Source organism: Brevibacillus sp. (genome assembly GCF_003521185.1).
Lineage (GTDB): Bacteria > Bacillota > Bacilli > Brevibacillales > Brevibacillaceae > Brevibacillus > Brevibacillus parabrevis.
The window spans coordinates 1-17,031 of record NZ_DOTK01000050.1 but is presented as its reverse complement, the minus strand read 5'-3'; the positions used below and the strand labels follow the sequence as shown (position 1 = coordinate 17,031).

Annotated in this window: 16 protein-coding genes; 14 read left to right on the top strand and 2 right to left on the bottom strand. The window is 54.4% G+C overall.

Annotated elements, in window-relative coordinates:
• The first annotated feature begins 126 nt into the window (after positions 1 to 126).
• The 13 genes from DEP07_RS16595 (at position 127) to pyrE (ending at position 14,569) form a co-directional block, all read left to right on the top strand.
• Entirely contained in the window at positions 127 to 768 is a 642-nt protein-coding gene (locus DEP07_RS16595; RefSeq protein ID WP_122965041.1) for a serine/threonine-protein kinase, read from the top strand.
• A 74-nt stretch (positions 769 to 842) separates the two neighbouring features.
• Positions 843 to 1,295 (top strand): signal peptidase II, encoded by a 453-nt coding sequence (gene lspA / locus DEP07_RS16590; RefSeq protein ID WP_063229926.1) that lies wholly within the window; start codon positions 843 to 845, stop codon positions 1,293 to 1,295.
• A gap of 36 nt (positions 1,296 to 1,331) precedes the next feature.
• Complete coding sequence (locus DEP07_RS16585; RefSeq protein ID WP_122965042.1) at positions 1,332 to 2,261, top strand: RluA family pseudouridine synthase; 930 nt, start codon at positions 1,332 to 1,334, stop codon at positions 2,259 to 2,261.
• Between the two features lie 17 nt (positions 2,262 to 2,278).
• Positions 2,279 to 2,680, top strand: coding sequence for a VOC family protein (locus DEP07_RS16580; protein WP_173599273.1), 402 nt, complete (start codon positions 2,279 to 2,281; stop codon positions 2,678 to 2,680).
• Between the two features lie 103 nt (positions 2,681 to 2,783).
• Positions 2,784 to 4,127 carry a PD40 domain-containing protein gene (locus DEP07_RS16575; RefSeq protein ID WP_173599272.1) on the top strand — a complete coding sequence of 448 codons (1,344 nt, stop codon included), beginning with the start codon at positions 2,784 to 2,786 and terminating at the stop codon, positions 4,125 to 4,127.
• Positions 4,128 to 4,341: 214 nt separating this feature from the next.
• On the top strand, positions 4,342 to 4,881 hold the full coding sequence (pyrR, locus tag DEP07_RS16570; RefSeq protein WP_063229922.1) for a bifunctional pyr operon transcriptional regulator/uracil phosphoribosyltransferase PyrR: 540 nt from the start codon (positions 4,342 to 4,344) through the stop codon (positions 4,879 to 4,881).
• Positions 4,882 to 5,034: 153 nt separating this feature from the next.
• On the top strand, positions 5,035 to 6,369 hold the full coding sequence (locus tag DEP07_RS16565) for a solute carrier family 23 protein (RefSeq protein WP_173599271.1): 1,335 nt from the start codon (positions 5,035 to 5,037) through the stop codon (positions 6,367 to 6,369).
• 173 nt (positions 6,370 to 6,542) lie between these two features.
• On the top strand, positions 6,543 to 7,484 hold the full coding sequence (locus tag DEP07_RS16560; protein ID WP_287102756.1) for an aspartate carbamoyltransferase catalytic subunit: 942 nt from the start codon (positions 6,543 to 6,545) through the stop codon (positions 7,482 to 7,484).
• The gene (locus DEP07_RS16555) at positions 7,451 to 8,731 is read left to right on the top strand and encodes a dihydroorotase (protein ID WP_122965047.1); all 1,281 of its coding nucleotides are present in this window, start codon (positions 7,451 to 7,453) and stop codon (positions 8,729 to 8,731) included. The genes DEP07_RS16560 and DEP07_RS16555 overlap by 34 nt, the downstream gene beginning before the upstream one ends.
• Before the next feature lie 85 nt (positions 8,732 to 8,816).
• A complete protein-coding gene (locus DEP07_RS16550; RefSeq protein WP_217021497.1) occupies positions 8,817 to 9,914 on the top strand; it encodes a carbamoyl phosphate synthase small subunit in 1,098 nt (365 codons plus the stop codon).
• Entirely contained in the window at positions 9,898 to 13,113 is a 3,216-nt protein-coding gene (carB, locus tag DEP07_RS16545) for a carbamoyl-phosphate synthase large subunit (protein WP_122965049.1), read from the top strand. Before DEP07_RS16550 ends, carB begins: the two co-directional genes overlap by 17 nt.
• Before the next feature lie 51 nt (positions 13,114 to 13,164).
• Positions 13,165 to 13,902, top strand: a complete 738-nt coding sequence (gene pyrF / locus DEP07_RS16540; protein WP_287102755.1) for an orotidine-5'-phosphate decarboxylase — start codon at positions 13,165 to 13,167, stop codon at positions 13,900 to 13,902.
• Positions 13,903 to 13,930: 28 nt separating this feature from the next.
• Positions 13,931 to 14,569 carry an orotate phosphoribosyltransferase gene (gene pyrE, locus DEP07_RS16535; RefSeq protein ID WP_287102754.1) on the top strand — a complete coding sequence of 213 codons (639 nt, stop codon included), beginning with the start codon at positions 13,931 to 13,933 and terminating at the stop codon, positions 14,567 to 14,569.
• Positions 14,570 to 14,838: 269 nt separating this feature from the next.
• On the opposite strand, the gene DEP07_RS16530 is transcribed toward pyrE, so the two are convergent.
• A complete protein-coding gene (locus tag DEP07_RS16530) occupies positions 14,839 to 15,918 on the bottom strand; it encodes a saccharopine dehydrogenase (RefSeq protein ID WP_287102753.1) in 1,080 nt (359 codons plus the stop codon).
• Between the two features lie 92 nt (positions 15,919 to 16,010).
• Positions 16,011 to 16,328 (bottom strand): ArsR/SmtB family transcription factor, encoded by a 318-nt coding sequence (locus tag DEP07_RS16525; RefSeq protein ID WP_063229913.1) that lies wholly within the window; start codon positions 16,326 to 16,328, stop codon positions 16,011 to 16,013.
• 191 nt (positions 16,329 to 16,519) lie between these two features.
• Here DEP07_RS16525 and DEP07_RS16520 point away from each other — a divergent pair.
• Positions 16,520 to 17,031, top strand: a 512-nt coding sequence (locus tag DEP07_RS16520; RefSeq protein ID WP_287102752.1) for a peptidoglycan-binding domain-containing protein, incomplete at its 3' end; no start/stop codon positions are given.

Here is a 17,031-nt window from a genome sequence, read left to right as displayed (position 1 = left end):
GTCGCCCCCTCCTACTCGATTATTTTCACTCTGTTTCGAGTTTTTTTTCGTACGGGGTTTTTTAAAAAAATTCATTTTGCTAGAATCATCTTATAGAAGTCGGTACTAGATGAAAGATGGGGACCTATGCGCATTGACCAAGAAGTGTTGGAAGCTTTTTTGCATGAAGTAAAAGTAGAAAGCCAGTCGCCGGATGATCCTGTCGTCGTTGTCCACACGCCCTATCCGTGGGAGCTGGTTGGGACAGGAAATTATGCCGCGGTTTTTGCCCATCCCGATTACCCGCGTGTGGTGATCAAGCTGTATGCCCCTGGCAGGCCAGGCTGGGAGAATGAAATCGCAGTGTACAAGAAGCTGGGCGAGACTCGTTCGTTCCCGGTCTTGTACGATTATGGCAAAGGCTATCTGGTGATCAAACGAATCAACGGCATTTCCTTGTTCGACTGCGTCCGTTTTGGGATTCCCATTCTGCCACAGGTGATCGAGGATGTGGAGGATGCGCTGGACGAAGCGCGCGAAAAAGGGCTGTTCCCACACGATGTCCACGGCAAAAATGTGCTGATGGATCAAGGGCGGGGGTACCTCATTGACGTCTCGGACTACTACAAGAACGTTCCGGACAGCAAGTGGCGGGACTTGCGCAAGGCGTACTACAAGATTTACCTTCCTTTTATGAAAGACCGCGGCTGGAAAGTCCCCCTGTGGGTGCTGAACGGAATCCGCAAAGGGTATCGGCTGTACAAAAAGGCAAGGCGCTTGTTCAGGTGAGCGCACTCTGGTAAAATGATCATTTGACGTTGTGTTTGCATGGCTGCTCGAAGCAGGTGAAGGAGGACATTCCATTGTTGTATTTTCTGATTGCAGCAGGTATTATCGCGCTTGATCAATGGACCAAGCACCTTGTAGTAAATAATATGGAGAGGGGAGATTCCATCCCGTTGATCGCGGATGTGTTTCATCTCACCTCGCATCGCAACATGGGGGCGGCTTTTGGCATCCTGCAAAATCAGCGCTGGCTCTTTATTGTCATTACGATTGCTGTAGTAGTTGGCATTGTGTATTCCCTGATTCGCCTCGGGAAAAAACAGCCGCGAGCTTCTTTGGCGCTGTCGATGGTATTGGGCGGAGCGATCGGGAATTTCATCGATCGGGCCACAACCGGACAAGTCGTCGATTTTCTCGATTTCACCCTGATCAACTTCCCGATTTTCAATGTCGCTGATATGGCGATTACGATCGGTGTCGGTATTTTGCTGCTGGATGTCTTTCTCGAAGGCAGAAAAAGCGGACGGTAACCACCTGGATCGAAGTAACTTTGTGAGGAGACAAACATGAACGACACGCAATTGTTTGAACGGTATGATTGGAACGTTGAACCCGAGGATGCGACCGAGCGGATTGATAAATACATCACGCTGCAAAATGAAGATTGGTCCCGCTCGCAGGTGCAGGCATGGATCAAGGAAGGCCGCGTCACCGTGAACGGCGAGCCGATCAAGAGCAACTACAAGCTTCAGGCGGAGGACGAGGTCACACTGCGCGTGCCGCCGCCAAAAGAAATGGCGATCCAGCCGGAGCCGATGCCGCTGGAAATCGTGTATGAAGACAGCGATGTCGTGGTAGTCAACAAGCCGCGCGGACTGGTGGTTCACCCTGCTCCCGGCCATTACAGCGGGACGCTCGTGAATGGACTTTTGGCCCACTGCAAGGACTTGTCAGGCATTAACGGCGTGCTTCGCCCCGGTATTGTGCACCGGATCGACAAGGACACGTCAGGACTGTTGATGGTCGCCAAAAACGACAAGGCGCATATGGGATTGGCGGAGCAATTGAAGGAGCACACGGTGAATCGCACGTACGTCGCGATTGTCCACGGTGTCATTCCGCACGAGATGGGCACGATTGACGCACCGATCGGACGCGATCCGAAAAACCGCCAACAGATGGCGGTCGTCTTCGAGAACAGCAAGCCGGCCATTACGCATTTTATCGTGCTGGAGCGCTTCAAGGAGTACACATTGGTGGAGTTGAAGCTGGAAACAGGCCGAACGCATCAAATTCGCGTTCATATGAAATACATCGGATACCCGCTGGCGGGCGATCCGAAATACGGTCCGAAAAACACGCTGGAGATCGACGGACAGGCACTGCATGCCAAGACGCTCGGCTTCACACACCCGCGTACGCAGGAACGGCTGGAGTTTGAGGCGGACATGCCTGCGGACTTGACCGATATCGTGAATTTTCTCAGACAAGCGTAAAAGGCAGGGGAAGGCAAGTGCTGAAAAGATTGGCGCATGTGACACTGTACGTTCGCGATTGCGAGGAAGCTCTCGTCTTTTATACGGAAAAGCTCGGTTTTGAAAAAAGGATGGATTCGCGCATGGACGATGGCTCGCGCTGGCTTACGGTCGGATTGCCGGGCCAGGAAGTGGAAATCGTCCTGCATGATCCGACGCACTGGCACCGCGAGGAAATTGCCCGCGAGATGCTCGCTGCGGTCGGCAAAAATCCGATGTGGGTCTGGGAGACAGACGATTTTTCCACTACCTACGAAACATTGCGCGGGCGCGGCGTGAAGTTCGTCAGCGAGCCTGTCGAAGTGATTTATGGCATGGAGGCGATTTTCGAGGATTTGTACGGCAATCGCTTCTTGCTGCTTTCACCCGTCAGCTTGTGATTGTACATAAACGCTGTATGATTCGAAAACGCTAGTAGAGAGCAACGCAACGGCTTTCTTCTGGCGTTTTTTTTGACGCAAACGATGTCGAGGAGGGGATAAGATGAGAGGGAAGTGGCGTAAGGCGGCTGCTGTTTTGACGATGCTTGGCATGCTGTCGGCAGCAGGCGGGCAGGCGATGGCGCAAGAACAGGTGAAGCTTCCGGAACGAGTGAACAAGGAAGTGAGCGTCCCGGCGCACGTAGCTTTTACGAGCAATCAGCATCTGTTTTTGCTGGACGGGCAGGATAAAAGCAAAGCGCCGAAGCAAATCACCAAAGACGGACTTGCCGAAATCGCAGGCTGGTCCGCTGACGGCAAATGGCTGTTGTTTGTGAAATACAAAGGAAACGACAACTATACGGAACCGGGCTATTTGTGGGCGGTTCGCGCGGATGGCAGCAAAGTGGTGCAAATCGATGACAGAGCGATTACCGGAAAGCCGAAATGGTCGCCGCAGAAAAATCAGGTGGCCTACACAGTCAATGTCGGTACAGCCGAACAGCCGCGCACTTTGTTCAGCATCAAGGAAGTGCGGGAAACCGGAGAGGTGCTCGCAACGAGCGAGACATCTGCTGCGTTTTTCGACTTCACCTGGATGCCGGACGGCGAAACGATCCTGACCTCGTGGGAAGCAGGAAAAGATCGCCCGATGAAGCTGGTGCTGCAAAATCTGGCGGGCAAACCTGTCGCTGCGTATCCGATCGCAGAGGCGCCGAATGTCGAAGATGGGATTTACGCCCTGGCGGCGACGAACATGAAAGTATCGCCTGACGGTCAGCTCGTCGCCTATTACGTGCGCTACAACGCCGCTTCCTTGTCTGCGGATGGCGTGCCGATCCAATTGTTCAATCTGAAGCAGCCTGCGAAAAAGCCGCTCGAACTAGGCTCAGGCTTGGCCTACTCCCAGTGGCTCGAGTGGACGGCGAACAGCCAGCAACTCGCTTTTATTGACGGAAACGACCGGATGGCGACGGAAAACAAACACTTGAAGCTGTCCAGCCGCGATGGAAAAGTCGTTTCGGCGAGTCCGGCAGACAGTGTCGACACGTATCCCGTCTGGATGCAAAAGCCGCCGTATACGTTGTTTTTCTCCAGAGGAAAAGCGACGCCGTACGCTTTTGACCCGAAAAAGGTGATGGTGCCCGGCCAGCGCATCTGGACGCGAGAAGCGAACGGGGCAGAGCAGCCGTTGACGAAAGGCTCGCTGCAGACGGCTGATTACTATCCATCCCCATCTCCTGACGGCAAGCAGCTCCTGTTCTTGCGCCTCGCTTCCGCCGAGGACGGCTCCTTGTTCCTGCAAGCAGACGGAAAAGAAACCGAGCTAGTCAGAGGAATCACGGGCGACATCGGCTATTACGCCAATTACTTGCCGGAATGGATCGCCGTCTATTGGAATAGTTAGATTTCTTGCCATTCCATTGACACCGGGCTTGTTTCGTGACATAATCCTATTTGACGAATGGAACCTTTAAATCCAGTCCCGTGAGGCTGGCAAGGGCACGGAATGACAAGCGAGGTCTAGCGCAAGCTGGCTTCCTTGTCCGAGGGCTTCTTGTCTCCTGACAAGGAGCCTTTTTTCGTAAAGCCACTGTTCCCGTCGAGGAGGGGATATCGAGATGATCAACAAAAGTGTCATCATGGATGAAGCGGCAATCCGCCGCGCGCTTACTCGCATTGCCCACGAAATTATCGAGCGAAACAAGGGTGTCGAGGACTGCATCATCGTAGGCATCAAGACCAGAGGAATTTACCTCGCAAAGCGTCTGGTCGAAAGAATCGAGATGATCGAGAACGTAAAAGTGCCAGTCGGCGAGCTGGACATTACCTTTTATCGCGACGATCTGCAACACAAATCGGAGGATGCGGTGTTGCAAGGCTCGCAGCTCCCCGATCAAATTACAGGAAAAACAGTCATTCTGGTGGATGACGTGCTTTATACCGGAAGAACGGTACGCGCCGCGCTGGATGCTCTGATTGACAGCGGCCGCCCGCGGATGATCCAACTGGCTGTGCTCGTTGACCGCGGTCATCGCGAACTGCCGATTCGCCCTGACTTTGTCGGGAAAAACTTGCCAACGGCGCGGACGGAAATCGTCGACGTGCAACTGGCTGAAGTAGACGTGATGGACATCGTGTCCATCCGACAGCTGATCTAACTGAATGAATCCTCTTTAACAGCGATCCCGTGAGGTCGACAAGAGGCAAGAAACTTCCCATGTGTATGGTGAAGTTAGCCTCTTTGTGTCCGCACAAAGAGGCTTTTTGTATGAACGAGGGAAGAAAATGAAACACAGGGGGAAAATAAGGCCATGAGCCAAAAACACTATGTTGATGTAGACGAAACACCACAGATTTCCAAGCTGCTCCCGCTATCCATTCAACACTTGTTCGCGATGTTCGGCTCTACGGTACTGGTGCCGATCCTGACCGGGCTCGATGTAGCGACGGCGCTGTTCACCAGCGGAATCGGCACGCTTTTGTTCCTCTGGATCACAAAAGGAAAAATTCCGAACTATCTCGGATCATCATTCGCCTTCATCGGCCCGATCATCGCCGTAACGGCTTCGCACGGAGTAGGCACTGCACTGCTCGGCTGCTTCTTGTCCGGGATCGTGTACATCATCGTCGCGGGCATTGTGAAAAAGGCAGGCGTCAAGTGGCTTGACAAAGTGCTGCCTCCGGTTGTGATCGCCTCGGTCATCGTCGTCATCGGACTGAGCTTGGCTGGTGTAGCGGTAGACATGGCAACGAAAGTAACGGTAGATGGACAGTCGCAAATGTCTCTGACCTCCATCGAAATTTCTCTGGTGACGATGCTGATCACCATTTTGGCAGCGGTTATGCTGCGCGGCTTCCTCGGACTCATCCCGATCCTGATCGGAATTATCACAGGGTATGTCTACACGCTGATTCGTCACCCGGAACTGATTGACTTTCAAAAGGTTGTTACAGCCGACTGGTTCGTTGCGCCACCGTTCAAGTTCGGTGAAGTGATGGGTGTGATCAGCAACGGATCTGCCTGGATCGCCGCACTGGTTATCGCGCCAGTCGCATTCGTCACACTGGCAGAGCATCTGGGCCACTTGTTGGTAACAAGCAAAGTCATGGATCGTGACCTGATGAAAAATCCAGGTCTGCACCGCAGCTTGCTCGGTGACGGGATTGCCACTTCGCTGGCCGCGTTCATCGGTGGGCCGCCAGCGACAACGTACGGCGAAAACATCGGGGTATTGGCCATCACTCGTGTGTACAGCAAAGTAGTCATCGGTCTGGCAGCCGTCTTCGCCATCCTGTTCGCCTTCATCGGCAAAATCAGCGCGCTGTTGATGACGATTCCGACTCCGGTGCTTGGCGGTGTGTCGATTATCCTGTTCGGGATTATCGCGGCACAAGGCTTGCGGATGTACGTCGAACACAAAGTAGACTTTGCCAATAAACGCAACATGATTGTCGCCGCTGCGATTCTCGTCACCGGGATCGGCGGATACAAGATCAGCTTTGCAGGTGGAGGTCTTTTCAGCGACCTGACCATTGACAATATCGCATTCTCTACCTTCCTGGGAATCTTCCTGCACCTCATCCTGCCTGGCAAAGAGTCGGCGATGGGGGAAGCATCCCGCGAAGACGAAAAACAAATCGCGTAAACGTTCCCCATTCCTTTAAATCCAGTCCCGAGAGGCTGGCAAGGCATAGAACGCTGTTTTGGCTGCCCAAAATCGGCATCCGTCCGGCTTCTTGTCTCTGCTACCTCTCCATAGGTAACGTGAGTCAAGAAGCTTTTTCTTTCGATAAATCAGATTAACCGGAGGGATTTTCGATGAACAACCTAGCGCACCTGATTGGCTTGAAAGACTTGTCCAAACAACAGTTGGTCCAGCTTTTGGACCGCGCGCAATACTGGGCGGCTAGACCCAGTGAGCAAGCAGACATCTTGCGCGGCCGCTTCGTGGCGAATCTGTTCTTTGAAGCCAGCACCAGAACCCGCTTCTCTTTCGAAGTAGCTCAAAAGAGACTCGGCGCACATGTGTTGAACTTCATCCCGGAAACCTCCTCTACAGTAAAAGGCGAGACGGTGTATGACACGATCCGCACGCTGGAAGCGATGGGCGTGGAGGCTGCGGTGATCCGCACGAAAAAGGAAGGGCTGTTGCAGGAGCTGGCGCAGACGGTAGACATGAAGCTGGTCAACGCCGGAGACGGGACAAACGAGCATCCGACCCAATGCCTGCTCGACCTGCTGACGATGAAACAGCAGTTCGGCATGCTGGAGGGCTTGACGGTGGCGATCATCGGCGACTTGCGCCATAGCCGCGTGCTCGGTTCGCACCTGCACGCCATGCCTAAGCTGGGAATCAATCTGCTGCTGGCTGGTCCGCCTGCGATGATGCCAGCGGACATCCCGCAAGGCGTCAAAGTAGTGGGCATGGAAGAAGCGATCCAAACTTCAGATGTAGTCATGATGCTCCGCGTCCAGCTGGAGCGCCACACCGAATCGCTCTACACTTCCAAGGAAGAGTACCACAAAGCATTCGGGCTGACGCTGGAGCGGGCGACCATGATGAAGCAAGGCGCGGTCATCATGCATCCGGCCCCTGTCAATCGCGGAGTCGAGATTCACACCGACCTGGTAGAATGCGAAACATCTTTAATCCAAAAACAAGTAACCAATGGAGTCGCAGCGAGAATGGCTGTACTGGAAACTCTGCTGAAAGGGAGCGATGCAAAATGGGAACCATCCTTGGCAACGGCAACGTACTAAATCAGGCGGGAGAACTGATCCCGGTAGAAATATTGGTGGAAGAGGGACGAATCGCCGCGATGGGAGAAAGCCTGCCGCGCGAAGGCCATGACTGGGTAGATTGCAAAGGCGGAATGATCAGTGCGGGATTGATTGATGTCCACGTCCACCTGCGCGAGCCGGGTTTTGAACATAAAGAAACAATCGAGACAGGAGCGACAGCAGCCGTGCGTGGCGGCTTCACGACGATCTGCTGCATGCCGAATACCCGTCCTTCCATTGACAGTGTGGAAACAGTGACCTCGATCCTGGACAAAGCGCGTGCAGCCGGAAAGGCCCGCGTGATTCCTTACGGCGCGATCACCGTACGCCAGCTGGGAAAAGAACTGACAGACTTCGCAGGCTTGAAGGAAGCGGGAATTTTTGCCCTGACAGATGACGGTGTCGGCGTGCAGTCCACGGCGATGATGAAAAAAGCGATGACAGCAGCAGCCGAGCTGGGAATTTCGATTGTCGCCCACTGCGAGGACGAAGACCTGCTGATTCCGGGAGCAGCCTTGCACGACGGCGTGGTCGCAGCGCGCCACGGACTGCCCGGCATTCCGTCCGAATCCGAGTCCATCCACGTCGGACGCGACATTTTGCTCGCGGAACAGACAGGTGTGCACTACCACGTATGCCACATCAGCGCAAAAGAATCTGTAAGACTCGTGCGCGACGGCAAGCGTGCAGGTGTGAACGTCACTTGCGAAGTAACGCCACACCACTTGCTGCTGTGTGACGAGGACATCCCGGACAATCTGGATACGAACTGGAAAATGAATCCGCCGCTGCGCTCCCGCGAGGATCGCGCAGCGCTGATCGCCGGGCTGAAAGACGGCACGATCGACATGATCGCGACAGACCACGCTCCACATACGCAGGAAGAAAAAGCAAACGGCATGGCTCGCGCGCCATTCGGCATCGTCGGTCTGGAAACAGCTTTCCCGCTGCTTTACACCAACCTGGTGCAAACAGGCGAGCTGACGCTGCAAAGACTGGTTGAGCTGTTGACTGTACAGCCAGCGAAAGCTTTCGGACTGTCGGCCGGACGTTTGGAAGTAGGCGCGGTGGCAGACTTGACTGTCATCGACCTGGAGACAGAAAAGAAAATTGATCCGACAACCTTTGCCAGCAAAGGAATCAATACACCGTTTACGGGATGGGCGTGCAAAGGCTGGCCGATCCTAACACTGGTAGACGGCAAGATCGTACATCAAGGCGTGTAAAACGACTCAGCCTGTCAACTAGCAAGCGAGCGGGCACCTACGGGAGAGACGGCAGCTTTTACACGAAAATGAAGGAGGAGCATAGATGCGTGCAAGATTGATTTTGGAAGACGGAACAGAATTTATCGGAACAGCGTTCGGAGCGACGAAGGAATCCTACGGGGAAGTGGTTTTCAATACAGGACTGACAGGATACCAGGAAGTTCTGTCTGACCCGTCCTACTGCGGGCAGATCGTAACCATGACATACCCGCTGATCGGGAACTACGGGATCAACCGCGACGACTTTGAAGCTGTTCGTCCGTACATTCACGGCTTCGTCGTCCGCGAGCATTGCGATATGCCGAGCAACTGGCGCAACACCAACACGCTGGATGAGCTGCTGAAAACATACGACATCCCGGGGATTGCCGGAGTAGACACGCGGATGCTGACGAGAAAAATCCGCTACCACGGCACGATGAAAGGCATGATTACGACCAGTGAAGCCCCGCTTGACGAGCTGGTGGCAGCGCTCAACAACACAACCTTGATGACGGATCAAGTTTCCCGCGTCTCTACAAAAAGCGTGTTCAGCTGCCCGGGGACGGGACATCGCGTCGCACTCGTTGACTTTGGCTCCAAGCACGGCATCTTGCGCGAACTGACCAAGCGCAACTGCGATGTGGTCGTCGTGCCGTACGACGTGACGGCAGAAGAAATTCGCCGCATCCAGCCAGACGGCATCCTTTTGTCCAATGGCCCTGGCGACCCGAAAGATGTACCGCAAGCAAGCGAGATGATCCGCAGCATTTTGGGAGAATACCCGCTGTTCGGCATCTGTCTCGGACACCAGCTGTTCGCCCTCGCTTCCGGCGCAGACACGATGAAAATGAAATTCGGCCACCGCGGCGGCAACCATCCGGTGAAAGAGCTGCCGACGGGACGCACATACATCACTTCCCAAAACCACAGCTACGCTGTAAAAGAAGATTCGCTCGCGGGAACCGAGCTGGAAGTTACCCATATCGCTCTGAATGACGGGACGATTGAAGGACTGCGCAACCAAGCGAAGAACGCCTTCTCCGTTCAGTATCACCCGGAAGCGGCTCCAGGGCCGTACGACTCCGGCTACTTGTTCGACCAGTTTCTTGCGATGATGGAAACCGCTAAGGAGGAAAAAACTCATGCCAAAACACGCTAATTTGAAAAAAATCCTCGTGATCGGATCGGGTCCCATCGTCATTGGGCAAGCTGCGGAATTTGACTACGCTGGTACGCAAGCTTGCGAAGCATTGAAAGAAGAGGGCATGGAAGTTGTCCTGATCAACTCCAACCCGGCGACTATCATGACCGATACCAACATGGCTGACAAAGTGTACATCGAGCCAATCACGCCTGAATTTGTGGCGCGCGTGATCCGCCAGGAGAAGCCGGACGGACTTTTGCCTACCCTTGGCGGTCAAACCGGCCTGAACATGGCGGTTGCCCTCGCAGAAGCAGGCATTTTGGAGCAAGAAAACGTGAAGCTGCTCGGCACCAAGCTGGAATCGATCAAGCAGGCGGAAGACCGCGAGCTGTTCCGCGCACTCATGAACGAGCTGGGCGAGCCGGTTCCTGAATCGGTGATCGTCAGCACAGTCGAAGAAGCGGTCAATTTCGCCAACGAAATCGGTTATCCGATCATCGTGCGCCCAGCCTACACCCTGGGTGGAACAGGCGGCGGAATTTGCGACGACGAAGAAAGCCTCCGCGAGATCGTCGCAAGCGGTCTGAAATACTCGCCGATTACCCAGTGCCTGATCGAGAAAAGCATTGCCGGAATGAAGGAAATCGAGTACGAAGTCATGCGCGATGCCAACGACAACTGCATCGTGGTCTGCAACATGGAAAACATCGACCCGGTAGGAGTTCACACAGGTGACTCGATCGTCGTAGCGCCCAGCCAGACGCTCGCTGACCGCGAGTACCAAATGCTGCGCTCTTCCGCGCTGAACATCATTCGCGCACTCGGCATCGAAGGCGGCTGCAACGTGCAGTACGCGCTTGATCCGCACAGCTTCCAATATTACGTCATCGAGGTAAACCCGCGCGTAAGCCGTTCCTCTGCGCTGGCTTCCAAAGCGACTGGCTACCCGATTGCGAAAATGGCAGCGAAAATCGCCATCGGCTATACGCTGGATGAACTGAAAAACCCGGTGACAGGACAGACGTACGCTTGCTTTGAGCCGACACTGGACTACATCGTGAGCAAAATTCCGCGCTGGCCGTTTGACAAGTTCCAGTCTGCCAACCGCAAGCTCGGCACGCAAATGAAAGCGACAGGCGAAGTCATGGCGATCGGACGCACTTTTGAAGAATCGATCATGAAGGCGATCCGCTCCCTGGAAATCGGTTCCTACCACATCGAGATCAAAGGGGCGGGAGAGATTTCCGAAGAGGAACTGACAGCCCGTCTGATTCAGGCCGACGATGAGCGCCTGTTCCTGCTGGCGGAAGCACTGCGCCGCGGCTGGACCATCGACCAACTGCACAGCTTGACGAAGATCGACCTGTTCTTCCTGCACAAGTTCCACAAAATGATCGCTTTTGAACAAGAGCTGGCAAACGGACTGACAGCTGACAAACTGTTCGAAGCAAAACGGATGGGCTTCACCGACAGAAAAATCGCCGAGCTGTGCGGCGAAACCGAAGAAGCAGTACGTGCGCTCCGCATGGAAAAAGGCTTCGTTCCGGTATACAAAATGGTAGATACGTGCGCAGCCGAATTTGAAGCGCAAACGCCTTACTACTACTCCAGCTACGAGGTAGAAGATGAGCGCATCGAAACAGGCAAAAAGCGCGTGGTCGTACTTGGCTCCGGCCCGATCCGGATCGGTCAAGGGATCGAGTTTGACTACGCAACCGTGCATGCTGTCTGGGCTTTGCGCGAAGCGGGCTATGAAGCGGTCATCATCAACAACAACCCGGAGACGGTTTCGACAGACTTCAATACATCCGACCGCCTGTACTTCGAGCCGCTGTACATCGAAGACGTCATGAACATTCTCGATGTCGAGAAACCGGAAGGCGTGATCGTGCAGTTCGGCGGACAAACAGCGATCAACCTGGCTGACAAGCTGGCCGAGCGCGGCATCAAAATTTTGGGCACGAGCCTGGAAAACATCGATGCGGCAGAAAACCGCGAGAAGTTCGAAGCGCTCCTGCGCAGCCTGGATATCGCGCAGCCGCCTGGCAAGACGGTAACATCTGTCGAGCAAGCGGTAGTCGCAGCGGAATCCCTCGGCTTCCCGGTACTGGTTCGTCCATCCTACGTCTTGGGCGGACGGGCAATGGAGATCGTCTACAACGAAGCCGAGCTTCGCGAGTATATGGAAAAAGCAGTGAAGGTCAACCCGGATCACCCGGTATTGGTCGACCGTTACATGGTCGGGGTAGAGGCAGAAGTCGATGCGATCTGCGATGGCGAAAACGTGCTGATCCCAGGCATCATGGAGCACATCGAGCGCGCAGGGGTTCACTCCGGCGACTCTATCGCGGTTTACCCGCCGCAATCGCTCTCCCAGGCGATCAAGGATGAACTGATCGACATGACGACGAAGCTGGCGCGTGCGCTGCAAGTCAAAGGCTTGCTCAACATCCAGTTCGTCATCTACAAAGATCGCCCATACGTCATCGAGGTGAATCCGCGCTCTTCCCGTACGGTGCCATTCCTTTCCAAAGTGACAGGCATTCCGATGGCGAACATCGCAACGAAAGCGATTCTCGGCCACTCGATCGTCGAGCAAGGCTTCACACCGGGCTATCATCCGGAAGAATCGGTTGTATCGGTCAAAGTTCCGGTCTTCTCCTTCGCCAAGCTGCGTCGCGTAGACATTACGCTCGGCCCGGAAATGAAGTCGACCGGGGAAGTCATGGGCCGGGAGAGCACGCTGGCAAAAGCGCTGTACAAAGGCTTGGTCGCTGCTGGCATGAACATCCCGACACAAGGAACCTTGCTCGTAACAGTAGCAGACAAAGACAAGGAAGAAGCGCTTGACATCGTAAAACGTTTCCGCCACCTCGGCTTCAAGCTGATGGCGACGGCAGGAACGGCTGATTATCTGGAGCAAGCAGGTTTGTCGGTTACACGCGTGAACAAACTGTCCGAAGGCACGCCAAATCTGCTCGACGTGATCCATACAGGCGAAGCGAACATCGTGCTCAACACGCTGACAAAAGGCAAAACGCCACAGCGCGACGGCTTCCGCATCCGCCGCGAAGCAGTAGAGAACGGCGCGGTATGCTTGACTTCGCTGGACACAGCTTCTGCCCTTCTGCATGTGCTGGAAACGATCACGTTCTCGACAGAAGCAATGCCTGCCCAACGCGCAGGTGCGAAAGTAGCAGCAACCGTATCCTAGACGAGGGTCAAGGGTAGCAGACCAGACTGGACGAGAAAAGGGGAGAGCAGTGTGCAACAGCAATTGACAGATGTTCGGGAGCGCATGATTGTTGCGCTCGACTTTTCCACCATGGATGAAGTGAAGAAGTGCCTGGAGCCGCTCTCCGGGCACATCCGCTACGTAAAAGTGGGGATGGAGCTGGCGTACGCTGAAGGCCCAGCCATCGTTACGTACTTGAAAGAACAAGGATTGAAAGTGTTCGTCGACCTGAAAGTGCACGACATCCCGAACACAGCCAAAGGGGCGATGAAAAGCCTCGCGCGTCTTGGCGCTGACATGGTGAACGTGCATGCTGCCGGGGGCGTGGCAATGATGGCAGCGGCGAGGGAAGGATTGGAGCTGGGGACAGCGGCAGGTGTTGCTCGTCCTCTCCTGATCGGCGTAACGATGCTTACTTCGACAGGAATGCAGACGATGAACCAGGAGCTTGCGATCCCAGGCTCCGTCGAAGATGTCGTCGTGCATTACGCCATGATGACGAAGCAAGCCGGATTGGACGGGGTTGTCGCTTCTCCACTGGAAGTGCCGATGATCAAACAGGCAGCGGGCGAGTCTTTCGTAACCGTGACGCCAGGCATCCGTCCTTTGGGAACAGATCAAGGAGATCAGACGCGGATTACGACACCGGAACAGGCTTTCCGCCTGGGCAGCGACTATCTCGTGATCGGACGTGCCATCACAGGGGCAAAAGATCCCGCAGGCGTCTGGCAAAGCATCGTGGCAGCGGTAGAAGCAGATCGCGCGTAAGCATTCACGCCGGAAGGGATGAAGAGAAATGACGACAAACACAACAGCCAAACAAATTGCAGCGAACCTCCTGGAGATCGGAGCGGTTCACCTGCGCCCGGAACAGCCTTTTACCTGGACATCGGGAATCAAGTCGCCGATTTATTGCGACAACCGCATCACCATGTCTTACCCGCACGTACGCCGGGCGATTGCCCAGGCATTTGCCGAGCTGATCAAAGAAAAGTATCCAGACGCCGAAGTTGTGGCGGGAACGGCTACGGCTGGCATTCCGCACGCGGCATGGGTGGCAGAAGTTCTTGATTTGCCAATGATTTACGTGCGCGACAAGGCAAAAGGACACGGCTGCCAAAACCAGATCGAAGGCGCACTTTCCGCCGGACAAAAAGTAGTGGTCATCGAAGACCTGATTTCTACAGGCGGCAGCTCCCTGAAAGCAGCGCAAGCCGTTCAGGCAGAGGGCGGCGAGGTGCTGGGTGTCGTAGCGATCTTCAGCTACCAGTTCCCGGATGCGGAAAGCTTGTTTGCCGAAGCAGGCGTTCCTTGCACGACGATTTCCCACTACACGGCACTGCTTGAGGCGGCAAAAGAACAAGGCGTAATCACAGCGGAACAGGAGAGCGTGCTGGGCGAATGGCGCAAATCTCCACGGACGTTTTTTGCATAAAAACTGATTTGGCTTCGGAAAAGAGTGGACACCGTTGAAGTAACGGCTCCACTCTTTTTGTTTTTTGGAAACGACCAACAAGGAGTGTCTTGGCACGTACAAAGTGGCGGACTGGGCGAGAGTTTACGCTTCGGGGAAAAAAGTCGCCAGATGGAAAAGCAAGACATCCGAATGGTTCGTTCTAAACGCAACTGGAGAGCGCAGAAGAGTGCCCGATCCAGGGGCCATCCTTTTTGCCTGCCTGTTCTGCGTAGCAGTGGAAACGCCTGTCAGACTTGATTTCGGACGCGAATCTGAACACCTTCTGCTTCGAAAAAGCGGGTGATCCACGTCTGATCTTCACGCAGATCAGCCAGTTGTTCAGGGAAAAAGATGCCGCCAGCAGTAGCCAGATTGTTGCCTTCCATCAAGATTCTTTGCGCCTGGATGGCAGCTCCTGTAGCGGTCAGGTGAGTTTGTCCCTGCGGGTCTGTGATCTCCACCTGTCTGCGCGTGAGCACACCGTGCTGGTCGCGTCCTTCAATCTGGACGGTGACATGGTGCGCAGCGCCTGTGCCCGGGTTGTACAAAATGCTTTGCCGCGCCTTTTGCCCGAGCAGCTTCCACACTCCGCTCCGCACGAGGAAAACGAGTGCGGACGTGGACCATGTTTGATCGAAAGCGATGCGGAAATTTGCTGAACGGACGGACGAATCTTGTACCAATGTCACATGATCGGGCGTATCCAGCCGATAGCACTTGGCCCGAAAGCCGTTCGGAAAAGTAACCGGACGCGGCTCTGTCATAGGCAGAACGGTTCGCGTTTGGCTTCCTTCGAAAACGTGAAAAGGAATCGTCATCCTGTTCATGTAAGCGGTAGAATCCGGCCCTGCTTTATCATGCAAAGAGTAAAGGGCGTATATATCGACAGACGCTTCCTGCAAGCCGTCGGCGTACATTTTGCCGAAAAGGGCGGGAGTTCCTCCCATCCACCCAGAGGCGAGGATGATTGGCGCACGAAGATCAACGCTTCGCAGTCGGTCGATGGCTCCCGAGAATCGCTCTGTCCAGCGGGTGACGTCCACGAGCGGAATTTGCCGCCGAGCGCTTGCGAGCAGCAGCCTGTCATCAGGATCGTTGACGGCATTAATAATGAGAGACAGGTCTTTTGGCGCATCAATAAGCGGGTCTGCTGCCGTATTGTCCACGAAAAGCGAATGAACTCGGGGAGAGGCGAAAGGAAGCGGCTTCCCCGGATTTCTGCCCCCGAGCAGCAATTGCAAGTCGTGATTTTGCTCGTGTAAAATGCGGGCAATTTGGCTGCCGACAGTCCCATACCCGCCGACAATTAATCCTTTTTTCTCAGCCAAAGAAAACTCCTCCGTTTGTATGTTTATTTGTTTAAGTTTATCAACATAAGGTGGAGAAGAAAAGGGACGCGCTGTCCCTTGCCAGTTGCTCGTTATGAACATTCTTCTTCGACAAATGTGACGAGTTGTTTAAACAGAAGCATCGCCTCTGTAATTTCCAAGCGGTAGTAAATTTCTGTTCCTTTTTTCTCGGAGTGGAGCAATCCGGCTTGCCGCAATATTTTCAAATGATGGGAAACGGTCGGCCTGGACATCGGGATATGCTCGGCAATTTGCGTGACGTTCAAGCTTTCTTTGTCAATCAACAGGGCGACGATTTGCTGGCGCACGGGATCACCTAGCCCTTGGAAATAAGGACTCAGCTGCATAAAAAGGTGGATCGCTTTTTCGTTACAGGTTGGATGATTCATAGCTACACTCCGTTAATAAACTTAATCATTTGAACGTATTATAATCCTCCTTCCTTTTTTTTGCAACCTTCAAAACGGCTGATTTGCAAAGGTTTTTCCGCAACGGCTCTCGCTGTGATTCATGTAATGGAAAAGCAAATCAGGGAATAGTAAGAGGGGTTACAAATAAGTTGAAGGAAGGTGCTTATGTCATGAAGGAATGGACGGGGAGCGCAGTCTCCCGCGAAGCAGTAGGGAAAATCAGAAAGGTATTCGGCTCTTGCTTTCTGGCGCTGGCGTTGCTCTTTTTCATCCCGAGCACAGGTCTCGCGGTAGGCAAAGGCGCGCAGGGACCAGACGTATACGTGATTCAAGGGATGTTGAAATCATTAGGTAGCTATTCTGGACAAATCAACGGATACTACGACGATGTCACGGTGCGCGGCGTCAAGCATTTCCAGAAAAAACACGGCTTGCCTGCGACAGGCTCTGTGGACAAGCGCACGCTTAATCGCATGGTTTACTCTTATGATCGAGTCGTTTCCAATCCACACCGCGGCGGCGGCAAAGGCATCGGTGGCGGAGCAGGCCAAGGCGGCGGCAAAGGCATCGGTGGCGGAGCAGGTCAAGGTAGCGGCAAAGGCATCGGTGGCGGAGCAGGTCAAGGTGGCGGCAAAGGCTTTGGCGGCGGAGCAGGTCAAGGCGGCGGCAAAGGCATCGGTGG